Annotated in this window: 15 protein-coding genes and 1 pseudogene; 12 read left to right on the forward strand and 4 right to left on the reverse strand. The window is 61.4% G+C overall.

Annotation, left to right across the window (positions count from 1 at the left end; all coding sequences use genetic code 11):
* Positions 1-195 precede the first annotated feature (195 nt).
* On the reverse strand, positions 196-1,083 hold the full coding sequence (locus KUV26_RS23190) for a MurR/RpiR family transcriptional regulator (protein WP_222510236.1): 888 nt from the start codon (positions 1,081-1,083) through the stop codon (positions 196-198).
* A gap of 70 nt (positions 1,084-1,153) precedes the next feature.
* On the opposite strand from KUV26_RS23190, the gene KUV26_RS23195 reads away from it, so the two are divergent.
* The 5 genes from KUV26_RS23195 (at position 1,154) to KUV26_RS23215 (ending at position 5,129) form a co-directional block, all read left to right on the forward strand.
* Positions 1,154-1,402 carry a hypothetical protein gene (locus KUV26_RS23195; RefSeq protein ID WP_222510237.1) on the forward strand — a complete coding sequence of 83 codons (249 nt, stop codon included), beginning with the start codon at positions 1,154-1,156 and terminating at the stop codon, positions 1,400-1,402.
* Positions 1,399-2,007 carry a dimethylsulfonioproprionate lyase family protein gene (locus KUV26_RS23200; RefSeq protein WP_222510238.1) on the forward strand — a complete coding sequence of 203 codons (609 nt, stop codon included), beginning with the start codon at positions 1,399-1,401 and terminating at the stop codon, positions 2,005-2,007. The genes KUV26_RS23195 and KUV26_RS23200 overlap by 4 nt, the downstream gene beginning before the upstream one ends.
* Positions 2,008-2,025: 18 nt before the next feature.
* The gene (locus tag KUV26_RS23205; protein WP_222510239.1) at positions 2,026-3,135 is read left to right on the forward strand and encodes a mandelate racemase/muconate lactonizing enzyme family protein; all 1,110 of its coding nucleotides are present in this window, start codon (positions 2,026-2,028) and stop codon (positions 3,133-3,135) included.
* A 4-nt stretch (positions 3,136-3,139) separates the two neighbouring features.
* The gene (locus KUV26_RS23210) at positions 3,140-3,736 is read left to right on the forward strand and encodes a dimethylsulfonioproprionate lyase family protein (protein ID WP_222510240.1); all 597 of its coding nucleotides are present in this window, start codon (positions 3,140-3,142) and stop codon (positions 3,734-3,736) included.
* 118 nt (positions 3,737-3,854) lie between these two features.
* Complete coding sequence (locus KUV26_RS23215; RefSeq protein WP_222510241.1) at positions 3,855-5,129, forward strand: aspartate aminotransferase family protein; 1,275 nt, start codon at positions 3,855-3,857, stop codon at positions 5,127-5,129.
* A gap of 57 nt (positions 5,130-5,186) precedes the next feature.
* On the opposite strand, the gene KUV26_RS23220 is transcribed toward KUV26_RS23215, so the two are convergent.
* From KUV26_RS23220 to KUV26_RS23230, 3 genes are all read right to left on the reverse strand, one after another.
* Positions 5,187-5,537 (reverse strand): RidA family protein, encoded by a 351-nt coding sequence (locus KUV26_RS23220; RefSeq protein ID WP_222503569.1) that lies wholly within the window; start codon positions 5,535-5,537, stop codon positions 5,187-5,189.
* A gap of 45 nt (positions 5,538-5,582) precedes the next feature.
* Entirely contained in the window at positions 5,583-5,927 is a 345-nt protein-coding gene (locus KUV26_RS23225) for a hypothetical protein (RefSeq protein ID WP_222510242.1), read from the reverse strand.
* A 76-nt stretch (positions 5,928-6,003) separates the two neighbouring features.
* Complete coding sequence (locus tag KUV26_RS23230; RefSeq protein ID WP_222510243.1) at positions 6,004-6,876, reverse strand: MurR/RpiR family transcriptional regulator; 873 nt, start codon at positions 6,874-6,876, stop codon at positions 6,004-6,006.
* A gap of 152 nt (positions 6,877-7,028) precedes the next feature.
* Between KUV26_RS23230 and KUV26_RS23235 the strand changes: the two genes are divergently transcribed.
* The 7 genes and pseudogenes from KUV26_RS23235 to KUV26_RS23790 all read left to right on the forward strand — a co-directional run.
* On the forward strand, positions 7,029-7,814 hold the full coding sequence (locus KUV26_RS23235; protein WP_222510244.1) for an N-formylglutamate amidohydrolase: 786 nt from the start codon (positions 7,029-7,031) through the stop codon (positions 7,812-7,814).
* Positions 7,807-8,403 carry a TRAP transporter small permease subunit gene (locus KUV26_RS23240; RefSeq protein WP_222503565.1) on the forward strand — a complete coding sequence of 199 codons (597 nt, stop codon included), beginning with the start codon at positions 7,807-7,809 and terminating at the stop codon, positions 8,401-8,403. The genes KUV26_RS23235 and KUV26_RS23240 overlap by 8 nt, the downstream gene beginning before the upstream one ends.
* Complete coding sequence (locus KUV26_RS23245; protein WP_222510245.1) at positions 8,403-9,905, forward strand: TRAP transporter large permease subunit; 1,503 nt, start codon at positions 8,403-8,405, stop codon at positions 9,903-9,905. The genes KUV26_RS23240 and KUV26_RS23245 overlap by 1 nt, the downstream gene beginning before the upstream one ends.
* A gap of 51 nt (positions 9,906-9,956) precedes the next feature.
* On the forward strand, positions 9,957-10,991 hold the full coding sequence (locus KUV26_RS23250; RefSeq protein ID WP_222510246.1) for a TRAP transporter substrate-binding protein: 1,035 nt from the start codon (positions 9,957-9,959) through the stop codon (positions 10,989-10,991).
* 117 nt (positions 10,992-11,108) lie between these two features.
* Positions 11,109-12,461, forward strand: a complete 1,353-nt coding sequence (locus tag KUV26_RS23255; RefSeq protein ID WP_222510247.1) for a glutamine synthetase family protein — start codon at positions 11,109-11,111, stop codon at positions 12,459-12,461.
* A 94-nt stretch (positions 12,462-12,555) separates the two neighbouring features.
* A complete protein-coding gene (locus KUV26_RS23260) occupies positions 12,556-13,938 on the forward strand; it encodes an aldehyde dehydrogenase family protein (RefSeq protein WP_222503562.1) in 1,383 nt (460 codons plus the stop codon).
* Between the two features lie 64 nt (positions 13,939-14,002).
* A pseudogene (locus KUV26_RS23790) lies at positions 14,003-14,120 on the forward strand (alcohol dehydrogenase); the annotation flags it as partial.

The following is a 14,120-nucleotide window of genomic DNA, read 5'->3' on the forward strand; positions in this document are numbered from 1 at the left end:
CGAGAAAAACAAATAAGCGGGCAGGCCCTAAGCAATGAGGAGGGCCCAGCAGAAGTCCTTCAGACGTCTTCCAATAGTTCCGGATCTAGGTCCGGCCCGAAACCAGCGCCCCCGAAAGCAAGCCATTAAGTTCCGCCAGATAGATGGCCGGACCGATGCACTAGCCTGCCAACGGGGAATGGGTCAGCGGGGCGCTCATTCAGGTTCCTCTGCATATAGACCCAGCTGGTGCCTGCGTTTGTGGAACTTCTCCACCCGCTCGACGATCTCCTCGCTGGAGACCGCAACCACGAAAGAGAGCAGTGTTTCAAGCAGGGCAATGGTGGAAACAGAGGACGGGAAGAATTGCGGAGTGTCCACCGCGACAACAAAACCATGGTCTGCATTCAGGACCGCCGGGCTGGCGGGACTGTCGGAAATGCCGACGATCGTGACCCCTTGTTCGCGCGCGATCCTGATCGCCTCGATCACCTCGGTCCGGTAGGGCTTGCAGGTCATCGCGATAAGCACATCCTGACTGTCGGCCCAGGCGAGATCATCGACCGGTGTTGATCCAGGCCGCGGAATGGTATGGAACTGTTTCATGCCGGTGGAGGCCAGATAGGTGAAGTTACGGGCGTTGGCGTTATTGACACCAACACCGAGGGTAAAGACCTGGCGGGATTTCCAGATCGCCTGCGCGGCAGCTTCCAGCCCGATGGCATCGATACCCGCAAAGGTTTCCTCGATATTGCGGATGGCGGCAGCGGCCATGTCTGCATACAGCACGCCAAGTTCGCCGGACTTGGATATATCCTGCAACCAGCGCGCCCGGTCCGGAAAAGACACCCCGCCCCTTCGGATCGCCTCGCGGAAAGGGGCCCGGAAGTCCTCATACCCTTCAAAACCCACTTGCCGCGCCATGCGGACAAAGGTGTTGGGCTTCACCTTCGCCGCATCTGCAATCTCACGGACGGTAGAAACCCCCACGTCCGCAGGGTGTTCCAGCACATAGCGGGCCGCCTTCTGTGCTTCCGGTGTCAGCGCGTCCCATTCTTCGGTGAGGCGCTCCAGCACGGTCGATGATACATTTGTATTTTTCATGATTGACGATGGTACAAATTGAGGATTGCCTGTCGAGCAGAAAAGCGACTCTGCAATCAGGAATTACAAAGTGGCAGATAGGGAATTCCCCGAACAGGCCTATGCCGTCAATGCGGGAGACGCCGGGACGGGCTGCGGCCTGACTTCCAGCGGCTCGAGCATTGAGACGCAACATGGCTTCTCCAATGCGGCTTTCCACACCGGAAAGAGCGTGATCAGCCCGCCGCTTAAGGCGGCTTGCCTATCGAAGCGATGGAAGGAAGCGCCCACTGCCCTCTCCGCCAAGACGAATACCGAAAACACTGTGGTGATCCCATGACCAAACATCTCTTCGATCAAGCGCTGGAGGCCGCCAAGGCGTTCCATTCCGCCCTGCCCACGGTGGCAGACTTCCAGCCGTGGCCGGATGACATCACCTGGGCCGGACGCACGGGGCACCAGGTGCCCGGCGCGCCGCTGGTACAATCAGACCCGGGCTTTGCCGCCGAAGGCATCCCGGCTGAGGCCGAGGTGCGCGCCCTGCAGCAGGCGATCATGGCGCTGGCACCGCATGCGGAATGGCGCCTCACCTACACCGAGGAGGAAGTCGGCCGCGACTTCCTGCAGCGCTTCGGCTGGTTTGAGCTGGTGGGGCCGACCGGCCATTTCCACTCGCTGCAAAGCCGGATGACCATCGGCTACTGGGGACCAGGGCTCGACTACCCATGGCACCAGCACGGGCCGGAGGAGCTTTATACCATCCTCTCCGGCAGCGCCGATTTCATGGCCAAAGGGGAGGAGGTTCGCCGCCTGGTGCCGGGCGATACCAAAATGCACGGACCGAACCAGCCCCATGCGATGATCACCAATGAGCATCCGATCCTCTGCTTCGTCTTCTGGCGCGGCGAGGGACTGGCGGATGATCCGGCAATGTCCCCGGGTTGAGCAGACGGAGCGTTACAAATGAAGATCACCCGCATCACTGCCTATCAGCTCGATATGCCGCTGACCGAACCCTATTTCCTGTCGGGCGGGCGGCTGAAGTTCGAAAAGCTCGACAGCACATTTGTCCGCATCGACACGGATGAAGGCGTCTCCGGCTGGGGCGAAGGCTGTCCTTGGGGGCATACCTATCTGCCAGCGCATGGGCCGGGAATACGGGCGGGCATCGAGACGCTGGCCCCCGCCCTGATCGGCCTTGACCCGCGCAGCCTCGACCATGTGAACCGGATGATGGATGTGCAGTTGCCGGGGCATCCTTATGTGAAATCACCCATCGACATGGCCTGCTGGGACATTCTGGGCAAGGCCTCGGGCCTGCCGCTGTGGCAACTCATGGGAGGGGCTGATGCGGCGCCGGTGCTGGTGAACTCTTCCATCTCAACCGGCAGCCCGGAGGAGATGCTGGCGCTGATCGCCCGTGCAGCACAAAAGGGATACACCGTGCATTCGGCCAAGGTGGGCGGCACCGACATCGGCCTCGACATCGAGCGGATCGAGGCGATCTCCGAGGGGCTGCCAAAGGGTCACAGGGTGACCTTTGACGTGAACCGTGCCTGGCAGCCCGGTGTGGCGGTTGAGGTGCTGAACTCGGTCAAGGCACGCGATTGGGTGGAACAGCCCTGCGAGACGCAGGATCAATGCGCCCATGTGGCCGCGCGCGTGTCCAACCCGATCATGCTGGATGAATGCCTGCATACGTTCGGCGACCATCTTCAGGCCTGGAAACGCGGCGCCTGCGAGGGGGTGAAGGTGAAGCCCAACCGCGTTGGCGGGCTGACCAAGGCCCGGCAGATCCGCGACTTTGGTGTCTCGGTGGGCTGGCAGATGCATATCGAAGATGTGGGCGGCTCGGCGCTGGCGGATACCGCGGCGATCCATCTGGCGGCCTCGACACCCGAAGCAAACCGGCTAGCGAGCTGGCTGTGCCACTATCATCTGGATACGGATCCGGTTCCGGGACAGGGCGCGCGGAATGACCGTGGCGTTGCAGTTCCGCCTTCCCTGCCCGGCCTCGGCCTGACGCCCGAGGACGGCGCACTGGGGGAACCGGTCGCGGTTTGCGGGTGCTAGCACGATGCCCGCGCGGCTGCTCAATGAACTGACCCAACTTGCTGCCCGGACTGAAGGGTTGGCCTGGTTTGCAGCGCGGATGCAAGGCTTGCCGATGCTGGAGATGCAGCCGTACCGCTTGCCTGTATGCAAAGGAATTGAAGAGCTGGCATATACAAGCGGCCGGCAGGCCAGCGAGGCGACTGCGCCTGCGGTAGCTGCACTGGTCTCCGCCCTGCCCCGCCTGCGTTGGCAGCAGACCTACACAGAGGCCGACGGCTTCTCCCGCGACTGGCTGGACAATTACGGCTGGATCAACCTGATCTCGCCCGAGGGTTTGTACCAGAGTGATGAGATCCGGCTGTCCATCGGCTATTGGGGAGCCGGGCAGCAATACGGTGAGCACTCTCACGCGCCGGAGGAGACCTATCTGATCCTCGCAGGAAAGGCCCGGTTTCATTCCGAGGGCCGCCCGGCGCAGGATGCAGGCCCCGGCGACACCATCCACCACGCGCCGCATCAGAAACACGCCATCGACATGGTGCCCGGACCGCTGCTGGCGGCAGCCTTCTGGCGCGGGGACGCACTTTTGGAAAAATCCGATCTGGGGTCACGTACATGATGGCCTCCCAATCGCCTCGCGAAATTCCAGGTCGAAAGTGCTGCTGTCCGGCTGATTTTTGACCATTGATCAAAACATTCCCTAAAATGGGCAACCCGCCCGGCACAGGACACGAGACATGAAGAAAATCCTCACCCAAGCTGATTGGATTGACCGCGCCCGCGCCGTGCTGCCTGCAGGCGGCTTCGGCAACTTTGATCCCGGGATCGTCATCCGCGAGGGTAAGGGCTCCCGCGTGTGGGATGAAGACGGTAAGGAGTACATTGACTACCTGATCGGCTCCGGCCCGATGCTGCTGGGCCATGGCCACCCCGAAGTGATGGAGGCGGTGCTGGAGCAGTTGCCCAAGGGCATGACCTTCTTTGCCAACAACGCCCGCGGGATCGAGCTGGCCGAGGAGATCTGCCGCGCTGTGCCTTGCGGCGAGCAGCTGCGCTATGTCTCCACCGGCGGCGAGGCGGATATGTATGCGATCCGGCTGGCCCGTGCCTTTACCGGGCGCACCAAGATCGTGAAGTTCGAGGGCGGCTATCACGGCATGTCGGCAGAGGCGCAAATGAGCCTGGCACCCGCCAAGCGCGTGAACTTCCCGCAGGCGATCCCGGACAGCGCCGGCATTCCGCCGTCGGTGGCGGCCGAGGTGCTGGTCGCGCCGTTCAACGATTTTGAATACATCAAGCAACTGATGGCGGAGCATGGGCAAGAGATCGCCGCCATCATCGCCGAGCCGCTGCAGCGCATTGTGCCGCCTCTGCCGGGCTTCCTGGAGCTGTTGCGCGAGGAAACGCAGGAACACGGCAGCCTGCTGATCTTTGACGAGGTGGTGACGGGCTTCCGTTTCTCCTATGGCGGCGCACAGGACCTCTATGGCGTGACCCCGGACCTGGCGACCCTGGGCAAAGTCATCGGCGGCGGCTTCCCTCTGGCGGCCATCGCGGGCCGCGCAGACATCATGCGGCATTTCGACAAGGCGCAGGTCGGGGATGAGCGCTGCCTGATGCAGCTGGGCACACTGTCGGGTAACCCGGTGGCCGCCGCTGCGGGTCTCAAGACAATGGAGGTGCTGCGCCGCGACGGTGCTTATGATCAGCTGAACGGCACCGGCAAGCGGCTGATGCAGGCGACCAGTACTGCGCTGGAAGAGGCCGGGGTGCCGTTCCAGATCGTCGGTGAGCCTGCGCTGTTCGAGGTGGTGTTTACCGGTGCCAAGGTGCGGGACTACCGCGATACGCAGGCGGGCGATGCGGAACGCACCCAGCGCTATAACGCGGTGCTGCGCGAGGAAGGTATCTTCAAATCGCCGGGCAAGACCTACCCCAGCCTGGCGCTGACGGAAGAAGATCTGGAACTGACCGAAGCGGCCATCAAGAAAGCGGCTGCAGCCCTTGACTAGGGGGCAAACAGAGTAGCGGGCCAGCGGCCCGCCTCCGTTAACCCGGAAACTGCTATGCTACGCCTTGGCCGCAGTCACGATCAGTTCCACCAGGAAATCCTCTCGCGCCAGCTTGGCTTCACCGCAGGCCCGCGCCGGCGCGTGGCCTTCAGGTACCCATGCATCCCAGACCGCATTCATTTCGGCAAAATCCTTCATATCCGCCAGCCAGATCACGGTCTGCAGGATGCGGGTCTTGTCACTGCCTGCCTCTGCCAGCAGCGCATCGATCTTGTCCAGGCAGTCCCGGGTCTGCTGCGCTACGCTGGCGCCTGCGGTGCCGACCTGGCCCGCCAGATAGATGGTATCGCCATGGACCACGATCTGGCTCATGCGCTGGCTAGTGCGGCTGCGTATAATTTCAGACATTTATTCTTCCTTGCAATAACTGTTGCTGCAGTTCTGCCGCCGTTCTTACTGGGACAGCAGCCACTTCCCCTCTGAAGGGCAGAATTTGCGCCGGACCTCCTTGGGGGTCTGGTCATCCTTGACGAAGGCCTGATGCTGCAACAGGACGCAATCTCCCTCTCTTCCAGCCACTTGCACTTCGCCGTGTGCGCCGCTGTCAGGGTTGGCCCAATTGGCCCGCTTCCCGTCCTGCGCCGCTGTCAGCAGGGATTGTTCCGCCTCACGCATAATATTGGTGTCCTGCGGCGTCAGCCCGGACTTGGCCAGTATGCGGCTGAGAGGATTGGACGCCGCCGGCGCTGCAACCAGTGCCGCTACTGCAGCGGCGGTCAGAATTTCTGAAAATCGCATTTGAATACTCCTGCCTGAATGAAACCGGCTCGATGCCCAGTAAGGCGCAACCGGTGGGCAAAGTCCATGCGGCGTGTCAGGAGAACTTGCGGAACAGGCGCGTCATGTCGAACAACTCATCCAGACGGTCGTAGCGATCCTTGGTCTTATCCCAGCTTTCTTCCTGGGTGGCAGCGATCATCGCCTCCAGCAGCATCATGGTGGAGATATTGGAATCCCAGGCCGACGGAATCTCAACCCAGCAGTTGAAGGTGTGTTCGGCAACTGAGGCAATCGGGCTGGCCCATTGGTCGGTGATCAGCACGATCTTCACCCCGCGCTCGGAGGCCAGTTCCGCCAACCGCTGCAGGTTGGTCTCGTACCGGCGCACATCGAACATCAGCAGCGTATCGCCTTCCACCATGTCCAGAACGTAATGCGGCCAGGTGGCAGAGGAGGAGGTCATATGTGTGACACGCTGCCGGATCGCCTGAAAGTGGGTGAAGGCATAATCCGCCAGCGCCCGGGTGATACGGCCCCCCACCACATATAGCCGCCCCTCGGTATTGGCGAGCTGATGCACGGCAGCGTCGAACTGCGCGGAGTCGATGTTGGAAAACGTCTGCTGCAGGTTGTCGGTGACGGCCTGAGCAAATCTGTTCAGCAGGTGGCCCTCGGGCGCCTCTGAGGCCCAGTTGTCACGCCGCTTGGTGGGACCGGAGACCTTGGCCTCCAGTTCCTTAAGCAAGGCCTGGTGGAATAGCGGGTATCCCTTGAACCCCAGCTTCTGCACCATCCGGGCCACCGTCGGCGTGGACACCTCCGCATTGCCCGCCACGATCGTGATCGAGGCCAGCCCCGCGGCTGGATAATTTTCCAGCAGCAAATTCGCGAACTTTCGTTCGGATTGGGTAAGCGAGGCGTAATTCTCGCGGATCAATTCGCGAACGGTGGCTGGCGGTTTCGACAACGGCGCATTCCTGTGTTGAACAGACACTTTCTAAACCGGATCCGGCCTGAAAAGAAAGTTTCAGGAATCCCTGTCCAGAACCGATCATGAAAAGATATTGACACAAATATCTCTTCATGGAAACATTTTTCCAATTCGCAGGGAGGCGGCAGATGCAAGAGAGTGATTCTCAGGCTCAAGGGGACGCATTGGAGGTGGTGAACCGCAACGGCACCAGCCCGGTCCTGCTGCTGTGCGAGCACGCCTCCAGTAATATTCCGGCCAGATATGACGGGCTGGGGCTGCGCGAAGCAGACCGGCTGAGTCATGCAGCCTGGGATCCGGGCGCGCGGGCGGTGGCCCTGCACATGTCCAAGGCGCTGGATGCCCCGCTGGTGGCCAGCACCGTCTCGCGGCTGGTCTATGACTGCAACCGGCCGCCAGAGGCCGTCAGCGCCATGCCGGAAAAATCCGAACTGGTGGTTGTGCCCGGCAACAAAAATTTAACCGCTGAGCAGCGCCTGGAACGGGTGGAAACGGTCTATAACCCATTCTGCGCAACCGTTTCTGATGTGATCAAGGCCCGCAAGGAAGCCGGCCTGCAGACAATGCTGGTCACCATGCACAGCTTCACTCCGGTCTATTTCGGCAAGCCGCGCGCGGTTGAGATCGGCATTCTGCACGACGACGACAGCCGCCTGGCAGACGCGATGCTGGCAGAAGCCCCTGCCCTGCCGCACCGCCGAGTTGAGCGCAACGAGCCATACGGGCCAGCTGACGGTGTCACCCATTCATTGAAAATCCATGGGCTGGCGAACGGCCTGGCCAATGTGATGATCGAAATCCGCAATGACCTCGTGGCAACACCGGAACAGGAAGAGGCCATGGCAGAAGAAATGCTGACATTGCTGCGCCCGGCCCTGGCTGCGCTGGCGGCGGAGGGAGGGCCTGATGCCTAGAATAGTCCGGGCTTATGTCCGCGGCATAGACGCGATGAACCGCTTCATTGGCCGCTTTGCCATGTACCTGATCTTTGCACTCATCGGTGTGTTGCTGTGGTCGTCGGTTTCCAAGACCTTCTTCAACCCGTCGCTGTGGACGCTGGAAACCGCGCAGTTCGTGATGGTCGCCTATTATGTGCTGGGCGGCCCGTACTCCATACAGATGGGATCGAATGTGCGTATGGACCTGTTTTACGGCGCCTGGTCCACAAAGACCAAGGCGATGGTCGATGCCTTCACGGTGCTTTTCCTCATCACCTACCTGGTGATCCTGATGTACGGCGCGCTCAGTTCCACCGCCTATTCCCTGGGCTATTTCGGACTGGAGCCGGTGCAGTTCTTCTGGGATCTGCTAAAGACGCTTTTGACCGAAGGTCCCACGGCCGCCGGTGAAAAGCTCGGCTATCTGGAGCGCAGCTCCACCGCTTGGCGGCCGTTTCTGTGGCCCGTCAAAACCATCCTTTGCTTCGGCGTCTTTCTGATGCTGCTGCAATGCCTTGCCGAACTGTTCCGGGATATCGGACGCCTGCGCGGAGTTGAAATCTGATGTCCTACGAATGGATCGCCATTGTGATGTTTGCCGGCATGATGCTCATGCTGATGACCGGCCAGCGGGTGTTCGGCGCCATCGGCTTTGTCGGCGCGGTAGCGGGCATGCTGCTGTGGGGCACCGGCGGGGTGGAGATCCCCTTCTCCGCTGCGATGAAACTGATGAAATGGTATCCGCTGCTGACACTGCCGATGTTCATCTTCATGGGCTACGTGCTGTCGGAATCGAAGATTGCCGACGACCTTTACCGGATGTTCCACGTGTGGATGGGGCCGGTGAAGGGCGGGCTGGCGATCGGCACCATCGGCCTGATGGTCCTGATTTCGGCAATGAACGGCCTGTCGGTGGCAGGCATGGCGATTGGCGCCACCATCGCGCTGCCGGAGCTGCTGCGCCGCGGCTATGACAAGATCCTGGTCACTGGCACCATCCAGGCGGGCTCTTCACTTGGCATCCTGGTGCCGCCCTCCGTGGTGTTGGTGCTTTATGCGATGATCGCGCGCCAGCCGGTGGGGCAGCTGTGGCTGGCCGGCGTGATCCCGGGCCTGCTGATGGCCACGATGTTCATCATCTACATCTACGTCCGCGCCCGCATGCAGCCGCATCTCGGCCCCGCGATGCATCCCGAGGATCTGGCCGAATACGAGCAGGTTACAGATCACCCGGTGCGCCTGAACTACATCATCCTCGCTGCGCTGGTGCTGGTGCCCCTGATGATCCTGGCCGGCGCTATGGCAACCGAACATGCGCTGGGTCTGGGCCTAGCCCTGGGCGCACTGTCCTTTGCCACCCGCAGGAACCCGCTGTTCTACCGGGATGTATTCATGAAGGAAAAATACCGGCTTCTGTTCTCAGGCGTGCTGCCGCTGGCGATTTTCGCCGCGATGATGGTTCCCTTCGTGAACGGCTGGACCTCCTTGGTCGAAAGCTCGGCCATCGGCGCAATCACCGCCTTCCTCGCCGCGGTGCTGAAGGGGCGGATGACCAAGGAGGTGTTTGAAACCTCGGTGCGCTCGACGCTTGGCATTTCCTGCATGTTCATGTGGATCATTCTGGCGGCCCTGGCCTTTGGCGCGATTTTCGACGGGCTTGGGGCTGTCAAAGCGATCGAGGACCTCTTCACCACCAAGCTGGGCCTCAGCCCCTGGATGATCCTGATCCTGATGCAGCTGAGCTTCATCATCATGGGCACTTTCCTTGATGACACGGCAATGCTGGTAATCGTGGCACCGCTCTATGTGCCGCTGGTCGGCGCGCTCGGGTTCGACCTGATCTGGTACGGCGTGCTCTATACCATCACTACCCAGATCGCCTATATGACGCCGCCCTTCGGCTACAACCTGTTCCTGATGCGCGCGATGGCGCCGCCGGAGATCGGGCTGAAGGACATCTACGTCTCAATCATACCCTTTGCCGCGGTGATGGTGCTGGCGCTCGCCCTGATCATGATGTTCCCGCAGATTGCTCTGTGGCTACCAGAATATGTCTACGGAAAATAACCAAGGAGAGTCCCGGCAAGGGGCCGGATGTTTCAACAAGGAGTGAGAATTATGACAACAAGACGTAAGTTTTTGCAGTCCGCCGGCGTTGGCGCCATGGCGGCGCCGCTGGCCACCCCGGCGCTGGCCCAGTCTACCATCAAATGGCGGATGCAGACCTACGCCGGAGCCGCTCTGGCGGAACATGTGGTGAAGCCCGCGATCGACATGTTCAACAAGATCGCCGGCGACCGGATGCAGATTGAGCTTTACTACGCCGACCAGCTGGTCCCCACCGGCGAATTGTTCCGCGCCATGCAGCGCGGCACCATCGACGCGGTGCAGTCGGATGATGACTCGATGGCCTCGCCCACCGAAGTCACCGTCTTCGGCGGCTACTTCCCGTTCGCTTCCCGCTATTCGCTGGACGTGCCGGTGCTGTTCAACCAGTACGGCCTGAACGAGATCTGGGACGAGGAATACTCCAAGGTCGGCGTCAAGCACATCTCGGCCGGCGCCTGGGACCCCTGCCACTTTGCCACCAAGGACCCGATCAACTCGCTGGAGGACCTGAAGGGCAAACGTGTCTTCACCTTCCCGACCGCGGGCCGCTTCCTGGCGCAATTCGGCGTGGTGCCGGTCACCCTGCCCTGGGAAGACATCGAAGTCGCAGTTCAGACCGGCGAGCTGGACGGCATCGCCTGGTCCGGCATCACCGAGGACTACACTGTCGGCTGGGCGGATGTGACCGACTACTTCCTGACCAACAACATCTCCGGCGCCTGGGCAGGGTCGTTCTTTGCCAACCAGGGCCGCTGGGAAGAACTGCCGGAAGACCTGCAGACCCTATTCCGCGTCTGCTGCGACCAGTCGCATTATTACCGCCAGTGGTGGTACTGGGGCGGCGAAGCTTCCCTGCGTGTGAACGGCGACAAGATGAAGCTCACCACCATTCCGGACAACGAATGGCAGCAGGTCGAAGACGCGGCTGTGAAGTTCTGGGATGAGATCGCAGCCGAGTCCGAGACCAAGGCCAAGGTTGTGGAGATCTTCAAGAAGTATAACGCTGACATGCAGAAGGCCGGCCGCCCCTACCGCTACGGCTGAGGCTCCGGTTGAAAGAACGGAATTTGGCCTGCGCCGCAGCGGGCCAAATTCCTCACTCAAGAAATTTCGCAAAACTTTAATGGAAAAGTTTTGCGCGCAATAGACAAAGGGCCGCTCATGCTCTCCTTCGACACTTTTAAGGACCAGGTTGCCGATGGCACCGTTGACACCGTTCTGGTCTGCCTTGTGGACATGCAGGGCCGCCTGATGGGCAAGCGCTTCCACGCCAAGCATTTTGTGAATGGCGCCTGGGAGGAAACCCATTGCTGTAACTACCTGCTGGCCACCGACCTGGCGATGGCGACGCCGGACGGCTATGCCTCGACCAGCTGGGAGCGGGGTTACGGCGATTATGTGATGAAGCCGGACCTCTCCACCCTGCGCCCGGTGCCGTGGCTGGATTGCACCGTTATGGTGATGTGCGACGTGCTGGATCACCATACGCACGAAGATGTCTCCCACTCCCCCCGCGCGATCCTGAAGAAACAGGTGAACCGCCTGAAGGCGATGGGCTATGACGCCATGTGCGCCACCGAGCTGGAGTTCTTCCTGTTCGCCAAGAGCTTTGACGAGATCCGCCGCTCGGGCTTCCGCGATCTGGAGCCGATTTCCGGCTACAACGAGGATTACAACATCCTGCAGACCACCCGCGAGGAACATGTGATGCGCCCCATCCGCAACCACCTGTGGGATGCGGGGCTGCCGATTGAGAACTCCAAGGGCGAGGCGGAGACGGGCCAGGAAGAGCTGAACATCAAATACGCCGCGGCGATGGACACGGCAGAGTTCCACACCATTGCCAAGCACGCGATCAAGGAGATCGCGGAGCAACAGGGCCATGCCGTAACCTTTCTTCCGAAATGGAGCCACGAGAAGGTGGGCTCCTCCAGCCATGTGCATCAGTCGCTGTGGCAGGACGGAAAGCCCGCGTTCTTTGACGAGAGCGACGAGCTGGGCATGTCAGCCCTGATGAAGAACTACATGGCAGGGTTGCTGAAATACGCGCCCGACTACACCGCCTTCATGGCGCCCTATATCAACAGCTACAAACGCTTCATGAAAGGCACTTTTGCCCCGACCCGCATCATCTGGTCGGTGGACAACCGCACCGCGGGCTACCGGCTGTGCGGCGACGGCACCAAGGCAATCCGCGTCGAATGCCGTATCCCCGGCTCCGACATGAACCCCTATTTGGCGATGGCTGGTATGCTGGCCGCCGGCATTGCGGGCATTGAGGAAGGGCTGGAGCTGCAGGCGCCCACCCGGGGCGATGTTTACCAGGGCGACACCGGGATGATCCCGGGCACCCTGCGCGATGCGGCGGCGGCGCTGAAAGGCTCAGCGATGCTGCGCAAGGCCCTTGGCGATGATGTGGTCGACCACTACGTCCGCGCGGCGGAAGTGGAGATCGAGGATTTCGACCGGGTGGTCACCGACTACGAGATCGCCCGCGGGTTCGAGCGGGCCTGATACCGGAGAACGCCGGGGGCCAGCCCCCGGACCCCCGGAGTATTTTCGGAAAGATGAAGAGGGCTTTGCCCTTTCCTGAATGGAGTGAATGGCAATGGGCCAGGTATTGAAGTGCATCTCACCGGTTGACGGATCGGTCTTTGCGGAGCGCGAAGTGCTGTCGCGCGAGGACGCCTTTGCGGCAGCAGAACGTGCGCGGTCAGCGCAAGCAGCCTGGGCGGCGCGGCCGCTGCAAGAGCGCATTGATCTGGTGATGGCGGGCGTGGCTGCCGTTGGTGCGATGAACGATGAAATCGTGCCGGAGCTGGCCCATATGATGGGCCGGCCGGTGCGTTATGGCGGAGAATTCGGCGGCTTCAACGAGCGCGCGGGACACATGGCGCAGATCGCCGCAGAGTCGCTGGCGGATATCGAGGTTGGCGAGGACGCCAGCTTCAAGCGCTACATCAAGCGCATCCCCCATGGCGTGGTTTTTGTGGTCGCGCCCTGGAACTATCCCTATATGACCGCGATCAACACCGTGGCGCCTGCCCTGATTGCCGGCAATACCGTGGTGCTGAAACACGCGACCCAGACGCTGCTGGTCGGCGAGCGCATGGCGCAGGCTTTCCATTCCGCGGGAATTCCCGAAGACGTTTTCCAGAATGTCTTCCTGGACCACGATACGACCTCGGAACTGATTGCCCGCAAGGCCTTCAACTTCGTGAACTTCACCGGCTCGGTTGGCGGCGGTCAAGCGATGGAACGGGCAGCCGCCGGCACCTTCACCGGCGTCGGCACCGAGCTGGGCGGCAAAGACCCCGGCTATGTCATGGAAGACGCCGACCTGGATGCGGCGGTGGACACGCTGATCGACGGCGCCATGTTCAACTCCGGCCAGTGCTGCTGCGGCATCGAGCGGATCTACGTGCATGAGAGCCTGTTCGACGCCTTCCTGGAAAAGGCGATCGCCATTGTGAAGGGCTATAAGCTGGGCAACCCGCTGGATGCAGAGACTACCATCGGCCCGATGGCCAACGTGCGCTTTGCCAGCGAGGTGCGCAGCCAGATCGCCAAAGCGGTTGAGGCTGGCGCCGTGGCCCATATCGAAACCTTCGCCGAAGATGACGGCGGTGCCTACCTCACGCCGCAGATCCTGACCAATGTAACCCACGACATGCGGGTGATGCGCGAGGAAAGCTTTGGCCCGGTCGTGGGCATCATGAAGGTCTCCTCCGATGAGGAAGCCATTCAGCTCATGAATGACAGCGACTTCGGCCTCACCGCCTCGCTCTGGACCAAGGATGTGGCGCGGGCGCAAGCCGTGGGCGATCAAATCGAGACCGGCACCGTCTTCATGAACCGCGCCGACTACCTCGATCCCGGCCTCTGCTGGACCGGCTGCAAGGACACCGGCCGCGGCGGCGGCCTCTCGGTCATCGGCTATCACAATCTGACCCGTCCGAAATCCTATCACCTGAAGAAGGTTACCGGCTGACGGACCGCCCCGCCCGCCCCGTTTCTCCTCCCGGGGCGGGCCACTAGCATCAAAGGAATACAACATGTCTCTCGTTGGAAACTGGTCCTACCCGACCGCAATCAAGTTCGGCGCAGGCCGGATCAAGGAACTGGCGGATGCCTGTGCCGCCGCTGGCATCAAGAAGCCGCTGCTGGTCACCG

Origin of the sequence: Leisingera daeponensis, assembly GCF_019801465.1 — a bacterium.
Lineage (GTDB): Bacteria > Pseudomonadota > Alphaproteobacteria > Rhodobacterales > Rhodobacteraceae > Leisingera > Leisingera daeponensis_A.

What these genes read in the sequence shown, in the direction of transcription:
- KUV26_RS23260 (WP_222503562.1), top strand. Translation starts at nt 12,556, where the DNA reads ATGGGCCAGGTATTGAAGTGCATCTCACCGGTTGACGGATCGGTCTTT.
- KUV26_RS23235 (WP_222510244.1), top strand. Translation starts at nt 7,029, where the DNA reads ATGCAAGAGAGTGATTCTCAGGCTCAAGGGGACGCATTGGAGGTGGTG.
- KUV26_RS23250 (WP_222510246.1), top strand. Translation starts at nt 9,957, where the DNA reads ATGACAACAAGACGTAAGTTTTTGCAGTCCGCCGGCGTTGGCGCCATG.
- KUV26_RS23205 (WP_222510239.1), top strand. Translation starts at nt 2,026, where the DNA reads ATGAAGATCACCCGCATCACTGCCTATCAGCTCGATATGCCGCTGACC.
- KUV26_RS23200 (WP_222510238.1), top strand. Translation starts at nt 1,399, where the DNA reads ATGACCAAACATCTCTTCGATCAAGCGCTGGAGGCCGCCAAGGCGTTC.
- KUV26_RS23190 (WP_222510236.1), bottom strand. Translation starts at nt 1,083, where the DNA reads ATGAAAAATACAAATGTATCATCGACCGTGCTGGAGCGCCTCACCGAA.
- KUV26_RS23245 (WP_222510245.1), top strand. Translation starts at nt 8,403, where the DNA reads ATGTCCTACGAATGGATCGCCATTGTGATGTTTGCCGGCATGATGCTC.
- KUV26_RS23210 (WP_222510240.1), top strand. Translation starts at nt 3,140, where the DNA reads ATGCCCGCGCGGCTGCTCAATGAACTGACCCAACTTGCTGCCCGGACT.
- KUV26_RS23225 (WP_222510242.1), bottom strand. Translation starts at nt 5,927, where the DNA reads ATGCGATTTTCAGAAATTCTGACCGCCGCTGCAGTAGCGGCACTGGTT.
- KUV26_RS23240 (WP_222503565.1), top strand. Translation starts at nt 7,807, where the DNA reads ATGCCTAGAATAGTCCGGGCTTATGTCCGCGGCATAGACGCGATGAAC.
- KUV26_RS23220 (WP_222503569.1), bottom strand. Translation starts at nt 5,537, where the DNA reads ATGTCTGAAATTATACGCAGCCGCACTAGCCAGCGCATGAGCCAGATC.
- KUV26_RS23255 (WP_222510247.1), top strand. Translation starts at nt 11,109, where the DNA reads ATGCTCTCCTTCGACACTTTTAAGGACCAGGTTGCCGATGGCACCGTT.
- KUV26_RS23215 (WP_222510241.1), top strand. Translation starts at nt 3,855, where the DNA reads ATGAAGAAAATCCTCACCCAAGCTGATTGGATTGACCGCGCCCGCGCC.